We start from the raw sequence: 14,454 nt of genomic DNA, 5'->3' as shown, positions 1-14,454 counted from the left end.
CATGAAGCGCTTCCGGCCGGGCGTGATACCGACCGTGGTAGTGGCGTTGCTGTTGCCGCTGCTGGTGTCGCTGGGTTTCTGGCAACTGGGCCGGGGGGCGGAGAAAACCGCCCTGCTCGCCACTTACGCCGAGCGCCGCGCGGCTGATCCGATGGCCAGCAGCGAATTGCTGCACAGCGCCGACCCGGCCTTTCGCCGCGTGCATCTGTACGGCCAGTTCGATGGCGCCCACAGCCTGCTGCTCGACAACCGCCAGCGCAACGGCAAGGTCGGTATCGAGCTGCTGCAACCGTTTCAGGATCGGGCCACCGGCCAGTGGCTGCTGGTCAATCGCGGCTGGCTGCCATGGCCGGATCGCCGGGTGACGCCGCAATTCGCAACCCCCACCGACGCGGTCAACCTGGATGCCTGGGTCTACGTCGCCCCCGGCGCGACCTTCCAGTTGCACGCCGACCCGGCCAGCAGCACCTGGCCGCAAACGATCACCGCCGTCGAGCCTGCGAAGCTGTGGAAAACCCTCGAACGCGACGGCTTCGCCTACGAACTTCGTGCCGAACCCGGCCCCGCCAGCTATGAGGCCGACTGGCCGGTCGTCGCCATGGGCCCGGAAAAACACCTTGGATACGCCGTGCAGTGGTTCGCCATGGCCACCGCCCTGCTCGGCCTCTACCTCTACCTTGGATTGCACAACGCAAAGGAGAAACACCATGGGAACGGCCATGAATCCACCCAGCATGTCTGAGGCGAAAACCCCGGCCACCCGCCGCCGCGGGCGGATTCAGCTGCTGCTGATTCTGCTCGGCGTGGTCGGCCCGATGGTGCTGGCGACCGGCATGTACAAACTGCAGTTCTGGGTACCGGAAGGTCGCAGCTACCACGGCGAACTGATCGGCAACGGCCAGACCCGTGCCGACCTCGGCGTACAAGCCGATGAACAGCGCTGGCAGATGCTGGTGACCGCGCCGAAGGATTGCGCGGTGGACTGCCAGCAACTGGTGTACCTCGCCCGGCAGATCCAGATCGGCCTCGGTCGCGACGCCGGTCGCGCCAGCCACGCCCTCGCCGCCGCGCAACCGTTGAGCGCCGACTACGAGGCCAAACTGACCCGCGAATATCCGCAGTTGCAACGCTATCCGCTGGACAGCGCTGCGTTCAGCAAGGCCACCGGCGACAAGGCCACGCCGCAACTGTGGATCATCGACCCCCACGGCAACCTGGTGCTGCGCTACGACCCGAGTGTCAAAGGCAAGGATCTGCTCAACGACCTGCGCCACCTGCTGAAACTGTCGAACATCGGATAAGGGCATCGTCATGGCCAAACCTGGATTTCGCCTCGCGTTGTTTGCCACCCTGCTGGCACTGATCGTCGTGCTGCTCGGCGCCTACACCCGCCTGACCCACGCAGGCTTGGGCTGTCCGGACTGGCCGGGCTGTTACGGTTTTATCAGCGTGCCGAAAAGCGAAGCCCAACTGGCCCATGCCGAGCTGCATTACCCCGACTCGCCGGTGGTGGCGCACAAGGGCTGGAACGAGATGATCCACCGCTACTTCGCCGGCACTCTCGGCCTGCTGATTTCGCTTCTGGCCGGGCGCGCCTGGGTCAATCGTCGTCATCCGGGGCAGCCGCTGAAGCTGCCACTGTTTCTGCTGGCGGTGGTGTTCGCCCAAGCGGCGTTCGGCATGTGGACGGTGACGCTCAAGCTCTGGCCGCAAGTGGTCACCGGGCATCTGCTCGGCGGCTTTGCGACATTGAGTCTGTTGTTCCTGCTGACCTTGCGCCTGTCCGGCGTGCTGCCGGCGCTGACCGTGCCCAAGCGCTTGCAGTACTGGGCGACGGCGGGGCTGTTGCTGGTGATCGGCCAGATTGCCCTCGGCGGCTGGGTCAGCTCCAACTACGCGGCGGTGGCCTGCATCGACTTCCCGACCTGCCACGGCCAGTGGCTGCCGCCGGCAGACTTTGCCAACGGCTTTCATCTGACCCAACACATCGGCCCCAATTATCTCGGCGGCCAACTCGATAGCGATGCGCGCACGGCGATTCACCTGACACACCGCATCGGCGCGCTGCTGGTGACGATCGTCCTGCTCGGTCTGGCCTGGCAACTGAAAGCCGTCGGCATGACCCGACTCGCCGGGCTGGTGCTGGTCGCCCTCGGCGCACAGATCACCCTCGGTATCAGCAACGTATTGTTCCATCTGCCGCTGCCGGTGGCCGTGGCCCACAACGCCGGTGGCGCAGCGCTGCTGCTGACCATGGTGCTGGTCAATTATCACGCGCGCACCAGTCTGGTTCGGGTCAAACAGCCGGTGCTCGCCCGCTGGCGCCTCAGCCCGCGTAAACACGTGGCGGCGCCCATCACCATTAAAGGAGAAACGCCATGGCGCTTCTGATCGGCGAACGTCCCGCGCAAGCGCTGTGGCGTGACTATCTGGAGCTGACCAAGCCGAAAGTGGTGGTGCTGATGCTGATCACCTCGCTGGTCGGCATGTTCCTCGCGACCCGCGCCGGGGTGCCGTGGACGGTGCTGGTGTTCGGCAATCTGGGGATTGCGTTGTGTGCCGGCGGCGCGGCGGCGGTCAATCATGTGGTGGATCGGCGTATCGACGCGGTAATGGCGCGCACCCACAAACGGCCATTGGCCGAGGGCCGGGTTTCACCCGGAGCGGCGCTGACCTTTGCGCTGGTGCTGGCGCTGCTCGGGCAGGCGATGCTGCTGACCTTCACCAATGCGCTGACCGCGTGGCTGACCCTCGCTTCGTTACTCGGCTACGCGGTGATCTACACCGGCTTCCTCAAACGCGCGACGCCACAGAACATCGTCATCGGCGGTCTTGCCGGCGCCGCTCCTCCGCTGCTCGGCTGGACCGCCGCTACCGGCCATGTCAGCGCCGAACCGTTGCTGCTGGTGCTGATCATCTTCGCCTGGACCCCGCCGCACTTCTGGGCGCTGGCGATTCATCGTAAAGAGGAATACGCCAAGGCCGACATCCCGATGCTGCCGGTGACCCACGGCGAGCACTACACCAAGGTGCATATTCTGCTGTACACCTTCGCGCTGCTCGCGGTGAGCCTGCTGCCGTACGTGATTCACATGAGCGGCGTGCTCTACCTGATCTGCGCCCTCGCGCTGGGCGCAAGGTTTCTGCAATGGGCCGTGGTGCTGTACCGTGGCACTCGGCCGCACGCGGCGATCAACACCTTCAAGTACTCTATTTATTACTTGTTCCTGTTGTTCATCGCCCTGCTCGTAGACCACTACTTACTGTTGAACCTATGACTCGAACCCAGAAAACCGTCTTCATCCTCGTCGCCGTGATCGCGCTGATCCTGGGACTTACCGTCAACAAAGTGCTGAGTGGCAAGGGCCAGGGCGACCCCACCGCGCTGATCGACGCCGGCATCATCCTGCTGCCGCAGAGCCGCACCCTGCCTAGCGTGACCATGACCAACCAGGACGGCCAGCCGGTCGCCATCGACGAGTTGAAAGGCAAGTGGAGCCTGCTGTTTTTCGGCTACACCTTCTGCCCGGACATCTGCCCGACCACCCTCGCCCAACTGCGCCAGATCAAGAGCGAGTTGCCCAAGGATGCTGTGGATAAACTGCAGATCGTGCTGGTCAGCGTCGACCCGAACCGCGACACCCCGCAGCAGTTGAAGCAGTACCTGGGTTACTTCGATCCACAGTTCGTCGGCCTGACGCCGAAGTCGATCGAGGAGCTGCAGAAGGTCGCCAATGCGGTGAGTATTCCGTTCATTCCGGCCGATACCAGCAAACCGAATTACACCGTCGACCATAGCGGCAATCTGGCGGTGATCGGGCCGGATGGGACGCAGCGCGGGTTTATTCGTGCGCCGTTGAACAACGCCAAACTGGTTGCGCAGCTGCCAGTAATGCTCAACCGTAAATAGCCAAGATCAAAAGCCACCCCTCACCCTAACCCTCTCCCGTAGGGAGAGGGGACTGACCGAGGGATGCTGACGAAATACGCCGACCTGTAAGTCCTTTGCCGAATCCATAATCGACCCAATCTTTCAGGTCGATGTACAACGCAAGACACCTCGGTCGGCTCCCTCTCCCTCCGGGAGAGGGCTGGGGTGAGGGGCGAATACACAGCAGGTCCAAAACCGAACACTCGGCCACACAAAAAAAGGGGACGCCATTGGCGTCCCCTTTTCATTGCAGCTATCTGTATCAGAACGCCGGCAATACCGCGCCTTTGTACTTCTCGGTAATGAACTGCTTCACTTCCGGGCTGTGCAGCGCAGCAGCCAGTTTCTGCATCGCGTCGCTGTCCTTGTTGTCGGCACGGGACACCAGGATGTTGACGTACGGCGAGTCGTTGCCTTCGATCACCAGCGCGTCCTTGGACGGATCGAGCTTGGCTTCCAGCGCGTAGTTGGTGTTGATCAGCGCCAGGTCGACCTGGGTCAGCACGCGCGGGATGGTCGCGGCTTCCAGTTCACGGATTTTCAGGTCTTTCGGGTTTTCGGCGATGTCTTTGACGGTCGACAGGATGTTCTTCGGATCCTTCAGAGTGATCAGGCCAGCCTTGGCCAGCAGCAGCAGCGCACGGCCGCCGTTGGTGGCGTCGTTCGGGATCACCACGTTGGCGCCGCTTGGCAGGTCTTTCAGATCCTTGATCTTGCTCGAGTAGGCGCCCAGCGGCTCCAGGTGCACGCCGGTCACAGCCACCAGGTTGGTGCCCTTGGCCTTGTTGAACTCATCGAGGTACGGCTGGTGCTGGAAGAAGTTGGCGTCCAGGCGCTTCTCGGCAACCTGTACGTTCGGCTGGATGTAGTCGGTGAAGACCTTGACCTTCAGATCCACGCCTTCTTTGGCCAGGGCCGGCTTCACGAATTCGAGGATTTCCGCGTGCGGCACCGGAGTGGCGGCAACGGTCAGGGTTTCAGCGTGGGCCGAAAAAGCGGCTACGGCAGCGAAAGCAGCGATCAGTTTTTTCATTCAGCTAACTCCTTATAAGGCGCCCGTGTGGCGCCTGCCAGCGAATGGCCGGCTCATCTCTTGATTACAAAAACCGGTTATTTGCGCGAGAAATGCACGACCAGTCGGTCGCCGACCATTTGCAGCACTTGTACCAGAATCAACAGCAACACCACGGTAACGATCATCACGTCAGTCTGGAAACGCTGGTAACCGAAACGGATCGCCAGGTCACCCAGACCACCGGCGCCGACCACACCGGCCATCGCCGTGTAGGACACCAGAGTAATCGCGGTCACCGTAATCGCTGCGAAGATGCCTGGACGGGCTTCCGGCAGCAAGGCGTTCATGATGATTTGACGGGTAGTCGCGCCCATCGACTGGGTGGCTTCGATGATGCCGCGATCGACTTCACGCAGCGCGGTTTCCACCAGACGCGCGAAGAACGGCGTCGCACCCACCACCAGCGGTGGAATCGCACCGGCCACGCCCAGCGAAGTGCCGGTGATCAGCACGGTGAACGGGATCATCACGATCAGCAGAATGATGAACGGCAGCGAGCGCAGAATGTTCACCGCCAGCGACATGAAGGCGTAGAGGCCACGACTTTCCAGCAACTGACGCGGACTGCAGAGGAACAGCAACACGCCCAACGGCAAGCCGAGCAACACGGTGAACAGCAGCGATCCGCCAAGCATCAGCATGGTGTCGCCGGTGGCCAGCCAGATTTCGTACCAGTCGATATTGGTGAAGAAACTCATCAGGGCTTCCATTAACGCAGCACCTCCATATGAACGTCAGCGGCGGTGAAGCGGGCGAATGCCGCTTCCATGTCGCCACCGGTGACGGCGAGGGTCAATTGCCCGTAAGGAATGTCTTTGATGCGGTCGATGCGACCGGCGAGGATGCTGTAGTCGACCCCGGTTTCCCGGGCAACGGTACCGAGCAACGGCGCGTAGGTTGCTTCGCCCTGGAAGGTCAGACGCACGATGCGACCCGGCACGTGAGCGAAGTCATCGCGCTGTTCACTTTCGTCGATCTGCTCGCTTTCCTGGACGAAACGCTTGGTGGTCGGGTGCTGCGGATGCAGGAACACATCGGCCACCGAGCCTTGCTCGACGATCACCCCGGCGTCCATCACTGCCACCTGATCGCAGACGCGACGGATCACGTCCATCTCGTGGGTGATCAGGACGATGGTCAGCTTCAGTTCGCGGTTGATCTCGGCCAGCAGTTGCAGGACCGACGCGGTGGTCTGCGGATCTAGGGCACTGGTGGCCTCGTCGCACAGCAGGATCTTCGGCTTGGTCGCCAGGGCGCGGGCGATGCCGACGCGCTGCTTCTGGCCGCCGGACAATTGTGCCGGGTACTTCTTGGCGTGATCGGACAGACCGACCCGTGCCAGCAACTCGGCGACACGCTGATTGATTTCGCTGCTCGACAACTCGCCCGCCAGGGTCAGGGGCAGCGCGACGTTGTCGGCCACGGTCTTGGAGGCGAGCAGGTTGAAGTGCTGGAAGATCATCCCGACTTGCTGACGGAAGCGGCGCAGGCCGTTGGCGTCCAGCGCGGTGACTTCTTCGCCGTCGACGATGATCTTGCCGCCGCTGGAGTCTTCCAGGCGATTGATCAGACGCAGCAGGGTACTTTTTCCCGCACCGGAATGGCCAATCAGGCCGAAGACCTGACCGTTTTCAATCGAAAGACTGGTCGGGTGCAGGGCGGGGATGTCCTTACCGGCGACGCGGTAAGTTTTGTGGACGTTTTGAAACTCGATCACGTAGCGAACCTTGTGGGGCGCGTTAGAAAAGGATCAGCGGTTAGCCGGGCGCGCATTTTAGCCTGTCCGTATAGAGGTTCTTAGCATTTATTTCGCAATTAACCTTCGATTTGGCAATAACAAGATCAAAGGTCATAAAAAAGGAACGCCCATTCCTGCTCATTGGTCACTAGTTAAGCGACTTGAAACCCTGGGTAACCGTGCCCGGAAACGCTCAAGAGTCCCCGTTGAAACGGGGTCAACCGAGGAGTTTACGTCTGATGAGCAGCAAGAAACCTACGACCGACAAAAGCCAACTGGCCGGAACCGATACCAAGGATCGCGCCAACACCAACGCCAAACTCGACAGTCTGGAGAAGTTTCGCTCCGACGCGACCGGCCAGGCCCTGCGCACCAATCAGGGAGTGAAGGTCGCCGATAACCAGAACACCCTCAAGGCCGGCCCGCGCGGGCCGTCGTTGCTGGAAGACTTCATCATGCGTGAAAAGATCACGCACTTTGACCACGAACGCATTCCGGAGCGCATCGTCCATGCGCGCGGTACTGGCGCGCATGGTTTCTTTCAGGCCTACGAGAACCATTCGACGCTGACCAAGGCCGGCTTCCTGCAGGATCCGGGGAAAAAGACCCCGGTGTTCGTGCGTTTTTCCACGGTGCAGGGGCCGCGCGGTTCCGGCGATACCGTGCGTGACGTGCGCGGTTTCGCCGTGAAGTTCTTCACCGACGAGGGCAACTTCGATCTGGTCGGCAACAACATGCCGGTGTTTTTCATTCAGGACGCGATCAAGTTTCCCGACTTCGTCCACGCGGTAAAACCCGAACCGCACAATGAGATCCCGACCGGCGGCTCGGCCCACGATACGTTCTGGGACTTCGTTTCGCTGGTGCCGGAATCGGCGCACATGGTGATCTGGGCGATGTCCGACCGGGCGATCCCGAAAAGCCTGCGCAGCATGCAGGGCTTTGGCGTGCACACCTTCCGCCTGGTCAACGCCGAGGGCAAATCGCGCTTCGTCAAATTCCACTGGCGCCCGACCGCCGGCACCTGCTCGCTGGTGTGGGACGAGGCGCAGAAGCTCGCCGGTAAAGACACCGACTACCACCGTCGCGATCTCTGGGAAGCCATCGAGATGGGCGACTACCCGGAATGGGAGCTGGGCGTACAGATCATCGAGGAGGAAAACGAGCACGACTTCGATTTCGACATCCTCGACCCGACCAAGCTGATCCCCGAAGAAATTGTGCCGATCACCCCGCTGGGCAAGATGACCCTGAACCGTAACCCGGACAACTTCTTTGCCGAGACCGAACAGGTCGCGTTCTGCCCGGGCCACATCGTGCCGGGGATCGACTTCTCCAACGATCCGCTACTGCAAGGCCGGCTGTTTTCCTACACCGACACGCAAATCAGCCGACTCGGTGGGCCGAACTTTCATGAGCTGCCGATCAACCGCCCGGTCGCGCCGTTCCACAACGGTCAGCGCGACGCGCAGCACCGCACAGTGATCGACAAGGGGCGCGCGTCCTACGAGCCGAACTCGATCGATGGCGGCTGGCCGAAAGAGACCCCGCCAGCCGCGCAGGACGGTGGTTTCGAGACTTATCCGGAACGCATCGACGCCGCCAAGATCCGCCAGCGCAGCGAATCGTTCAGCGATCACTTCTCGCAGGCGCGACTGTTCTTCAACAGCATGAGTGACCATGAGAAGGAACACATCATTGCCGCCTACAGCTTCGAGCTGGGCAAGGTTGAGCGCGAGTTCATCCGTGCGCGGCAGGTGAATGAGATTCTCGCCAATATCGACCTGGAACTGGCCAAACGTGTCGCGGCCAACCTCGGGCTGCCGGCGCCAAGCAAAGGCACGGTCGAGGTGCGTAAGACTTCGTTCGATCATTCGCCAGCGCTGAGTCAGGCCAATCTGCTGCCAGAGAACATCAAAACCCGAAAAGTGGCGATTCTTGCGGCGAACGGTGTCGATGGTGCGGCAATTGATGCGATGAAGAAGGCATTGGCAGCGGAAGGTGCCCACGCCAAGCTGCTCGGCCCGACTTCGGCACCGGTGAAGACGGCCGACGGCAAAGCCCTGCCGGTGGACGCCTCCATGGAAGGCATGCCTTCAGTGATCTTCGATGCGGTGTTCGTGCCGGGTGGCGCGGCGTCGATCAAGGCGTTGAGCGGCGACGGCGTGGCGCTGCATTACCTTCTGGAAGCCTACAAGCACCTGAAGGCGATTGCGCTGCACGGCGATGCCAAGCAGTTGCAGGATCTGCTCAAGCTCGAGGCGGATGACGGGTTGCTGCAGGGCAAGGATGTGCCGGGGTTGACCAAGCCGTTCTTCGCGGCGATCGGGCAGCATCGGGTTTGGGATCGCGAGCCTAAGGCCAAAGCCATTCCAGCTTAAGGAAACTGGCTGCCTGAGAGGACGCCTTCGCGAGCAAGCCCGCTCCCACAGGGTTCACGCTGGACCTGTGGGAGCGGGCTTGCTCGCGAAGCTTTTCAGGGTTTAGCTGGAATCAGAACCATCTGCGCCGGCACCGCGCGCAGAATCTGCTTCTCGATGCGCAACTCGAAATCCGGATTCAGTTTCTTCACCCGCTTGCTCAGCAGAGTCGCCAGCCAAGGGTAATCCTGAGTGCGCGGTGCCTGAATGCTCACGGCACATTCGTAATTCACCACATCGGCGGCGATCGCGTCGAGTTGCCGGCGAAGTTTGCGGCTATCGTTGATGTTCAGCGCCACCGTGGTGCTTTCGGCGGTCGGATCGATGACCTTGGCTTTCGGTTTGGCTTCGGCCGCCAGCAGCGCCGCTTCGGCTTTCTCCAGCTCGGCTTTACGGGCTTCGGTGATCGCCCCATTGACGCCACCGGTCAGCGCCGGGGCCTTGGGCATCAGCGCGCGGGCACGGCTCAGTGCGGTCGCTGCCGCGTTCACATCACCTTTCTGCAACACGATCTGACTGCGGCGCAGGTAGGCTTCGGCCAACTGGCGCTGGTATTGCTCGAGCGACTGATCGTTGGGGTTCTGTGCCTGCAAGGCGGCCAATTGGTCTTCGGCGGTGGCCAGTTCGCTGCTGGCCAGGCTTTGCTCCAGCTGTGCGATGGCCGTGGCCCGCGCGTCGGGGGCTTCGGCCACCGGCGGCGTGCTTTGGCAGGCGCCCAGCAGCACGGAAAATGCGACAAGGAGCAGATAACGGGAGGCGAACGGCTTCATTCCTGCGACTCTCTATTTGCGCAAAAAGCGAGCAAGTCTACACCCCTCGACGGGGCAGAACAAAACTCAGCAGAAACAGTGCGGCTGCCGTCACAACGATTGACGGCCCCGCCGGGGTGTCCTTGAACCATGACAGCGCCAGCCCGCCACACACGGCGAGCATGCCCAGCAGGCTCGCGCCCAGCGCCATCTGCTCCGGCGAACGGGCGTGACGTTGTGCCGCAGCCGCCGGGATGATCAACAGCGAAGTAATCAGCAACACACCGACGATTTTCATCGCCACCGCGATCACCACCGCGATCAACAGCATCAGCGCCATGCGCAGACCCGCCACCGGCAGGCCTTCGACCCTGGCCAATTCCTCATGCACGGTAATCGCCAGCAGCGGCCGCCACAGCGTCACCAGCAACACCAGCACTGCCGCGCTGCCACCGAGGATCCACGCCAGATCGGTCGGACTGATCGCCAGCAAGTCGCCGAACAGATAGGCCATCAGGTCGATCCGCACTTCATGCATGAAGCTTAGTACCACCAGGCCAAGAGAGAGCGTACTCGGCGCGAGAATCCCCAACAGCGTGTCCGACGCCAGCGGCTGACGCTGCTGCAACGTCACCAGCAGCACCGCCAGCAGCAGGCAGCCGACGGTCACCGCCACCGTCGGACTGACATCCAGCAGAAAGCCCAGGGCCACGCCAAGCAGCGCGGCGTGGGACAGGGTGTCGCCGAAATAGGCCATGCGCCGCCAGACCACGAACGAACCCAACGGCCCGGCAACCAGCGCCAGCGCCAGACCTGCAAGCAGGGCATACAACAGAAAATCAGCCATGCTTGCAGTGGTCTCCGTGAACGTGGGTGTGGCCCGCAGCGGGCGCCTTGACCACCGAACCGTGCAGGTCGTGGGCGTGGTCGTGATGGTGGTGATAGATCGCCAGGCTCGGCGCGTTCTTGCCGAACAGCTCGACGAACGCCGGATCGCCGCTGACCTGCTCGGGGTGCCCGGAACAGCAGACGTGTTGGTTGAGGCAGACCACCTGATCGGTGGTGCTCATCACCAGATGCAAATCGTGCGAGACCATCAGCACCCCGCAACCATGCCGGTCGCGCAGGCGAGTGATCAGGCTGTACAGCTCGGCCTGGCCGGCGACATCCACGCCCTGCACCGGCTCGTCGAGCACCAACAACTCCGGCTCGCGCAACAGCGCCCGGGCCAGCAGCACGCGCTGCATTTCGCCGCCGGAAACGGTCTGCACCGGGCTGTCGATAACGTGCTCGGCGCCGACTTCCCTCAGCGCAGCCAGCGCACGCGGGCGATCAACACCCGGCACCAGACGCAGGAAACGCAGCACCGACAGCGGCAAGGTCGGGTCGACGTGAAGCTTTTGCGGCATGTAGCCGACGCGCAGTTTCGGCTTGCGCCAGACACTGCCGCTGTCAGGCTTCAGCAGGCCAAGCACGGCGCGCACCAGTGTGGTCTTGCCGGCGCCGTTGGGGCCGATCAGGGTGACGATCTGCCCCGGTTCGACGCTCAGCTCGATGTTGTCCAGCACGGTCTGCCCGGCAAACGTGACGGCGACGTGCTCCAGACGGATCAACGGGTTGCTCATCAGGCCCCCTGGCAACCGGAGCACAGGCCGACCACTTCGACGGTCTGTGCTTCGACGATGAAGCCGACATCCTTGGCGCTATTGATGATCGCGTCGCTGATAGCTTTCTGTTCCAGCTCAATGGCGGCGTGGCAGTCGCGGCAGATCAGGAACTGGCCCTGATGCGCATGTTCCGGATGCACGCAACCGACAAAGGCGTTGAGCGAAGAAATGCGGTGCACCAGGCCATTTTCCAGGAGGAAATCCAGCGCGCGGTACACGGTCGGCGGCGCGGCGCGGCGGCCGTCCTGCTCGCTGAGCACCGCCAGAATGTCGTAGGCGCCCAGCGGCTTGTGGCTCTGCCACACCAGCTCCAGCACCCGCCGGCGCAACGCAGTCAGGCGCAGGCCTTTCTGGGCGCACAAGGTATCGGCCTCGGTCAGTGCGCTGTGCACGCAATGAGAGTGGTCGTGTGGACGGCTGGCAATCGGTGTAATAGGCATGGGCGGCGACGAGTTTTGATAGAGACGTTATTATGTTACCCGTTCTCGCCTCCTTGAGTGGTCATCGTGTCCCGACTTTTTTCTGTTTTTGTGGCGTTTATCGCCAGTTTTCTGCTGATCGGTTCGGCTCAGGCCGAGGTCAAGGTCCTCACCAGCATCAAACCGTTGCAGCTGATTGCCGCGGCCGTGCAGGACGGTGTGGCCATCCCGGAAGTGCTGCTGCCGCCGGGCGCGTCGCCGCATAACTACGCGCTGCGCCCGTCCGACGTGCGCAAGGTGCAATCGGTGGATCTGCTGTACTGGATCGGCCCGGACATGGAAGGTTTCCTGCCACGGGTGCTCAACGGTCGTACGCTGCCAAGCGTGGCCGTGCAGGATCTGCCGGGCATGAAGCTGCGCCGCTTCGCCGAAGACAGCCACTCCCACGCCGAAGACGCCGACGAGCATGATCACGATCATCGCCCGGGCACGCTGGACGCGCATTTGTGGCTATCGCCGGTCAACGCGCGGGTCATTGCCGACAAAATGGCCGCCGACCTCAGCGCAGCCGATCCGGCCAACGCCGAGCGCTATCAGAGCAACGCCAAGGCTTTCGATGAGCGCCTCGACGCACTGGATGCACGCTTGAAAAAGCGCATGGCTGATGTCGAGGGCAAACCGTACTTCGTGTTCCACGAAGCCTTCGATTACTTCGAGGACGCTTACGGCCTGAAACACACTGGCGTGTTCAGCGTGGCCGCCGAAGTGCAGCCGGGTGCGCAGCATGTGGCTGCGATGCGCAAGCGCCTGCAGGAAGTGGGCAAGACCTGTGTGTTCAGCGAACCGCCGCTGCGTCCGCGCCTGGCGGAAACCCTGGTGGCAGGCCTGCCGGTGAAGCTGGCGGAGCTGGATGCATTGGGCGGTTACACCCCGGCAACCGCTCAGGGTTATGAGCAGGTGCTGGAGAAATTGGGCAACGATCTGGCCGGGTGCCTGGAATCGTTGTAACCCCACAAGACCTGTGGCGAGGGAGCTTGCTCCCGCTTGAGTGCGCAGCACTCACAAAATATGGGCTGAATGCCAGAATTTTGGGGGCCGCTTCGCAGCCCAGCGCGAGCAAGCTCGCTCGCCACACTTTAGAGAGCGAATGGTAGCGGCGTATGCACCTGCTGCCGCTGCGCCAAACGCTGCTCGAACTCCTGCGGATCGTGAATCAGCACGTCCTGCCCGGCAAACTGCTCGGCGGCGATCAACCGCGACAACCAGAACCGCACACACGCCACGCGCAACATGGTCGGCCATAGCTCCGCTTCAGCGGCCGTGAACGGACGTAGCGCCGCATAGGCACCGAGGAATGCGCGGGCACGCGGCCCGTCAATCAAACCTTCCTCGTCCGAACACCAGTCATTCAAGGCAATCGCCACGTCATAGAGCATCGGCCCCGAGCAGGCGTTGTAGAAGTCGATCAACCCGGTCAGGTGCGTGCCTTCGAACATCGCATTGTCGCGGAACAGGTCAGCGTGAATGTTGGCCCGTGGCAGCGCGAGAATTCTGTCTTTCTGGTGGGTGATTTCATCCAGTGCCTTGTGCAGCAACGCACGCGGTTCGTCACTCAGGTGCGAAAGAAACTCGGTGCCCTCCTCCAGCATCCAGTCCAGGCCACGGTCGGTCTTGCGCTTGATCATGCGCTCGCCCTGGGTCGCCAGGTGCAGATGCGCCTGCAACTCGCCGACCTGCGCGCAATGCTGGGCGTTGGCGACCTTGATGTGCTTGCCGGACAGGCGCGGCTGCAGCAGCGCCGGTTTGCCCTTGAGCTCACGCAGCGCCACGCCGTCGGTGGTACGCAGCGCGTAGGGCACCGGCAGATCGGCCTCGTGCAGTACGTCGAGCAGGTCGATGAAGAACGGCATTTCCTGCACCGGGCCGCGTTCGACCAGGGTCAGGACGAACTCGCCCTGCTCCAGGCTGATAAAGAAATTGGTGTTTTCGCTGCCGGCGGCGATCCCCTGGAAATCAAGCAGACGGCCGAGCCCGTAAGGGGCGAGAAAGGTTTCCAGCTCGGGCCGAGCCAGGGGGGTGAACACAGACATGGTTAAAAACTGCTCAGTTCGGGCGCCGCAATCAAGCGACGCCGATTAAAAGTCGGGAATCTTACTTCCAGGTAAAGATTTCCCACGACGGAATCAGCATATCCGGTTGGTCGGAACGGATGTAGTTCACGTCCGAACCATCGGCGCGCACCAGAAAATACGGTTTGCCGCCCTTCGGCGTGACCTTGATCGCATACACGAAGCCACTGCGGCTGTATTCCTGAATGACCTTGTCGCCTTCGGTGTGCGTGTTGATGGTAACTTCCGGCTCCTTTGACGGCGCATCATCCGCCGCCATCGCGGCCATTGGTGAGGCAGCAATCAAACCGACCAGCAGCAAGCGATTTAACGTACGCATGATAACC

The 14,454-nt window shown here is 62.2% G+C and carries 16 protein-coding genes; 7 read left to right on the top strand and 9 right to left on the bottom strand.

All coding sequences use genetic code 11. The features are described 5' to 3' along the window. Position 1: 1 nt before the first annotated feature. Genes V9L13_RS21185 through V9L13_RS21165 form a run of 5 tightly spaced genes read left to right on the top strand, consistent with a single transcriptional unit; the run spans position 2 to position 3,910 of the window. The gene (locus V9L13_RS21185) at positions 2-742 is read left to right on the top strand and encodes an SURF1 family protein (protein ID WP_103519935.1); all 741 of its coding nucleotides are present in this window, start codon (positions 2-4) and stop codon (positions 740-742) included. After that, positions 708-1,301: a hypothetical protein gene (locus V9L13_RS21180; protein WP_103484038.1), complete on the top strand. Its 594-nt coding sequence runs from the start codon at positions 708-710 to the stop codon at positions 1,299-1,301. Before V9L13_RS21185 ends, V9L13_RS21180 begins: the two co-directional genes overlap by 35 nt. Positions 1,302-1,311: 10 nt before the next feature. After that, positions 1,312-2,391 carry a COX15/CtaA family protein gene (locus V9L13_RS21175; RefSeq protein WP_338800454.1) on the top strand — a complete coding sequence of 360 codons (1,080 nt, stop codon included), beginning with the start codon at positions 1,312-1,314 and terminating at the stop codon, positions 2,389-2,391. Further along, on the top strand, positions 2,379-3,278 hold the full coding sequence (cyoE, locus tag V9L13_RS21170; RefSeq protein ID WP_338800453.1) for a heme o synthase: 900 nt from the start codon (positions 2,379-2,381) through the stop codon (positions 3,276-3,278). Before V9L13_RS21175 ends, cyoE begins: the two co-directional genes overlap by 13 nt. Beyond that, the gene (locus tag V9L13_RS21165) at positions 3,275-3,910 is read left to right on the top strand and encodes an SCO family protein (RefSeq protein ID WP_338800452.1); all 636 of its coding nucleotides are present in this window, start codon (positions 3,275-3,277) and stop codon (positions 3,908-3,910) included. Before cyoE ends, V9L13_RS21165 begins: the two co-directional genes overlap by 4 nt. A gap of 283 nt (positions 3,911-4,193) precedes the next feature. On the opposite strand, the gene V9L13_RS21160 is transcribed toward V9L13_RS21165, so the two are convergent. From V9L13_RS21160 to V9L13_RS21150, 3 genes are all read right to left on the bottom strand, one after another. After that, the gene (locus V9L13_RS21160; protein WP_338800451.1) at positions 4,194-4,964 is read right to left on the bottom strand and encodes a MetQ/NlpA family ABC transporter substrate-binding protein; all 771 of its coding nucleotides are present in this window, start codon (positions 4,962-4,964) and stop codon (positions 4,194-4,196) included. A gap of 77 nt (positions 4,965-5,041) precedes the next feature. Then, the gene (locus tag V9L13_RS21155) at positions 5,042-5,716 is read right to left on the bottom strand and encodes a methionine ABC transporter permease (protein WP_003220331.1); all 675 of its coding nucleotides are present in this window, start codon (positions 5,714-5,716) and stop codon (positions 5,042-5,044) included. Then, positions 5,716-6,723, bottom strand: a complete 1,008-nt coding sequence (locus V9L13_RS21150; RefSeq protein ID WP_027610230.1) for a methionine ABC transporter ATP-binding protein — start codon at positions 6,721-6,723, stop codon at positions 5,716-5,718. The genes V9L13_RS21155 and V9L13_RS21150 overlap by 1 nt, the downstream gene beginning before the upstream one ends. Before the next feature lie 260 nt (positions 6,724-6,983). On the opposite strand from V9L13_RS21150, the gene katE reads away from it, so the two are divergent. After that, the gene (gene katE / locus V9L13_RS21145; RefSeq protein WP_338800450.1) at positions 6,984-9,125 is read left to right on the top strand and encodes a catalase HPII; all 2,142 of its coding nucleotides are present in this window, start codon (positions 6,984-6,986) and stop codon (positions 9,123-9,125) included. Between the two features lie 95 nt (positions 9,126-9,220). Here katE and V9L13_RS21140 read toward each other — a convergent pair whose 3' ends face one another. The 4 genes from V9L13_RS21140 to V9L13_RS21125 are packed head-to-tail and all read right to left on the bottom strand — an operon-like array spanning position 9,221 to position 12,020. Then, complete coding sequence (locus tag V9L13_RS21140) at positions 9,221-9,934, bottom strand: PA5502 family lipoprotein (RefSeq protein ID WP_338800449.1); 714 nt, start codon at positions 9,932-9,934, stop codon at positions 9,221-9,223. 37 nt (positions 9,935-9,971) lie between these two features. Further along, on the bottom strand, positions 9,972-10,760 hold the full coding sequence (gene znuB, locus V9L13_RS21135; protein ID WP_003220321.1) for a zinc ABC transporter permease subunit ZnuB: 789 nt from the start codon (positions 10,758-10,760) through the stop codon (positions 9,972-9,974). Further along, the gene (gene znuC, locus V9L13_RS21130; protein ID WP_338800448.1) at positions 10,753-11,538 is read right to left on the bottom strand and encodes a zinc ABC transporter ATP-binding protein ZnuC; all 786 of its coding nucleotides are present in this window, start codon (positions 11,536-11,538) and stop codon (positions 10,753-10,755) included. The genes znuB and znuC overlap by 8 nt, the downstream gene beginning before the upstream one ends. Then, positions 11,538-12,020 (bottom strand): Fur family transcriptional regulator, encoded by a 483-nt coding sequence (locus tag V9L13_RS21125; protein ID WP_003220319.1) that lies wholly within the window; start codon positions 12,018-12,020, stop codon positions 11,538-11,540. The genes znuC and V9L13_RS21125 overlap by 1 nt, the downstream gene beginning before the upstream one ends. A 66-nt stretch (positions 12,021-12,086) precedes the next feature. On the opposite strand from V9L13_RS21125, the gene V9L13_RS21120 reads away from it, so the two are divergent. After that, complete coding sequence (locus tag V9L13_RS21120; protein ID WP_338800447.1) at positions 12,087-13,007, top strand: zinc ABC transporter substrate-binding protein; 921 nt, start codon at positions 12,087-12,089, stop codon at positions 13,005-13,007. A 128-nt stretch (positions 13,008-13,135) separates the two neighbouring features. Here V9L13_RS21120 and V9L13_RS21115 read toward each other — a convergent pair whose 3' ends face one another. Both V9L13_RS21115 and V9L13_RS21110 read right to left on the bottom strand, forming a co-directional pair. Further along, positions 13,136-14,089 carry a homoserine kinase gene (locus tag V9L13_RS21115; RefSeq protein WP_338800446.1) on the bottom strand — a complete coding sequence of 318 codons (954 nt, stop codon included), beginning with the start codon at positions 14,087-14,089 and terminating at the stop codon, positions 13,136-13,138. Positions 14,090-14,150: 61 nt separating this feature from the next. Continuing rightward, the gene (locus V9L13_RS21110; protein WP_329696835.1) at positions 14,151-14,447 is read right to left on the bottom strand and encodes a DUF2782 domain-containing protein; all 297 of its coding nucleotides are present in this window, start codon (positions 14,445-14,447) and stop codon (positions 14,151-14,153) included. Positions 14,448-14,454: the final 7 nt, after the last annotated feature.

Source organism: Pseudomonas sp. RSB 5.4 (genome assembly GCF_037126175.1).
GTDB classification, from domain to species: Bacteria; Pseudomonadota; Gammaproteobacteria; order Pseudomonadales; family Pseudomonadaceae; genus Aquipseudomonas; species Aquipseudomonas fluorescens_H.
The sequence above is the reverse complement of the archived record's forward strand: the minus strand, read 5'-3'. Positions and strand labels throughout refer to the sequence as shown.

Bases quoted from the DNA above. Each gene is read 5' to 3' on its own strand.
- V9L13_RS21175 (WP_338800454.1), top strand. From the start codon at position 1,312: ATGGCCAAACCTGGATTTCGCCTCGCGTTGTTTGCCACCCTGCTGGCA.
- V9L13_RS21160 (WP_338800451.1), bottom strand. From the start codon at position 4,964: ATGAAAAAACTGATCGCTGCTTTCGCTGCCGTAGCCGCTTTTTCGGCC.
- V9L13_RS21115 (WP_338800446.1), bottom strand. From the start codon at position 14,089: ATGTCTGTGTTCACCCCCCTGGCTCGGCCCGAGCTGGAAACCTTTCTC.
- cyoE (WP_338800453.1), top strand. From the start codon at position 2,379: ATGGCGCTTCTGATCGGCGAACGTCCCGCGCAAGCGCTGTGGCGTGAC.
- znuB (WP_003220321.1), bottom strand. From the start codon at position 10,760: ATGGCTGATTTTCTGTTGTATGCCCTGCTTGCAGGTCTGGCGCTGGCG.
- V9L13_RS21110 (WP_329696835.1), bottom strand. From the start codon at position 14,447: ATGCGTACGTTAAATCGCTTGCTGCTGGTCGGTTTGATTGCTGCCTCA.
- V9L13_RS21165 (WP_338800452.1), top strand. From the start codon at position 3,275: ATGACTCGAACCCAGAAAACCGTCTTCATCCTCGTCGCCGTGATCGCG.
- V9L13_RS21185 (WP_103519935.1), top strand. From the start codon at position 2: ATGAAGCGCTTCCGGCCGGGCGTGATACCGACCGTGGTAGTGGCGTTG.
- katE (WP_338800450.1), top strand. From the start codon at position 6,984: ATGAGCAGCAAGAAACCTACGACCGACAAAAGCCAACTGGCCGGAACC.
- V9L13_RS21180 (WP_103484038.1), top strand. From the start codon at position 708: ATGGGAACGGCCATGAATCCACCCAGCATGTCTGAGGCGAAAACCCCG.
- V9L13_RS21155 (WP_003220331.1), bottom strand. From the start codon at position 5,716: ATGGAAGCCCTGATGAGTTTCTTCACCAATATCGACTGGTACGAAATC.
- znuC (WP_338800448.1), bottom strand. From the start codon at position 11,538: ATGAGCAACCCGTTGATCCGTCTGGAGCACGTCGCCGTCACGTTTGCC.
- V9L13_RS21140 (WP_338800449.1), bottom strand. From the start codon at position 9,934: ATGAAGCCGTTCGCCTCCCGTTATCTGCTCCTTGTCGCATTTTCCGTG.
- V9L13_RS21125 (WP_003220319.1), bottom strand. From the start codon at position 12,020: ATGCCTATTACACCGATTGCCAGCCGTCCACACGACCACTCTCATTGC.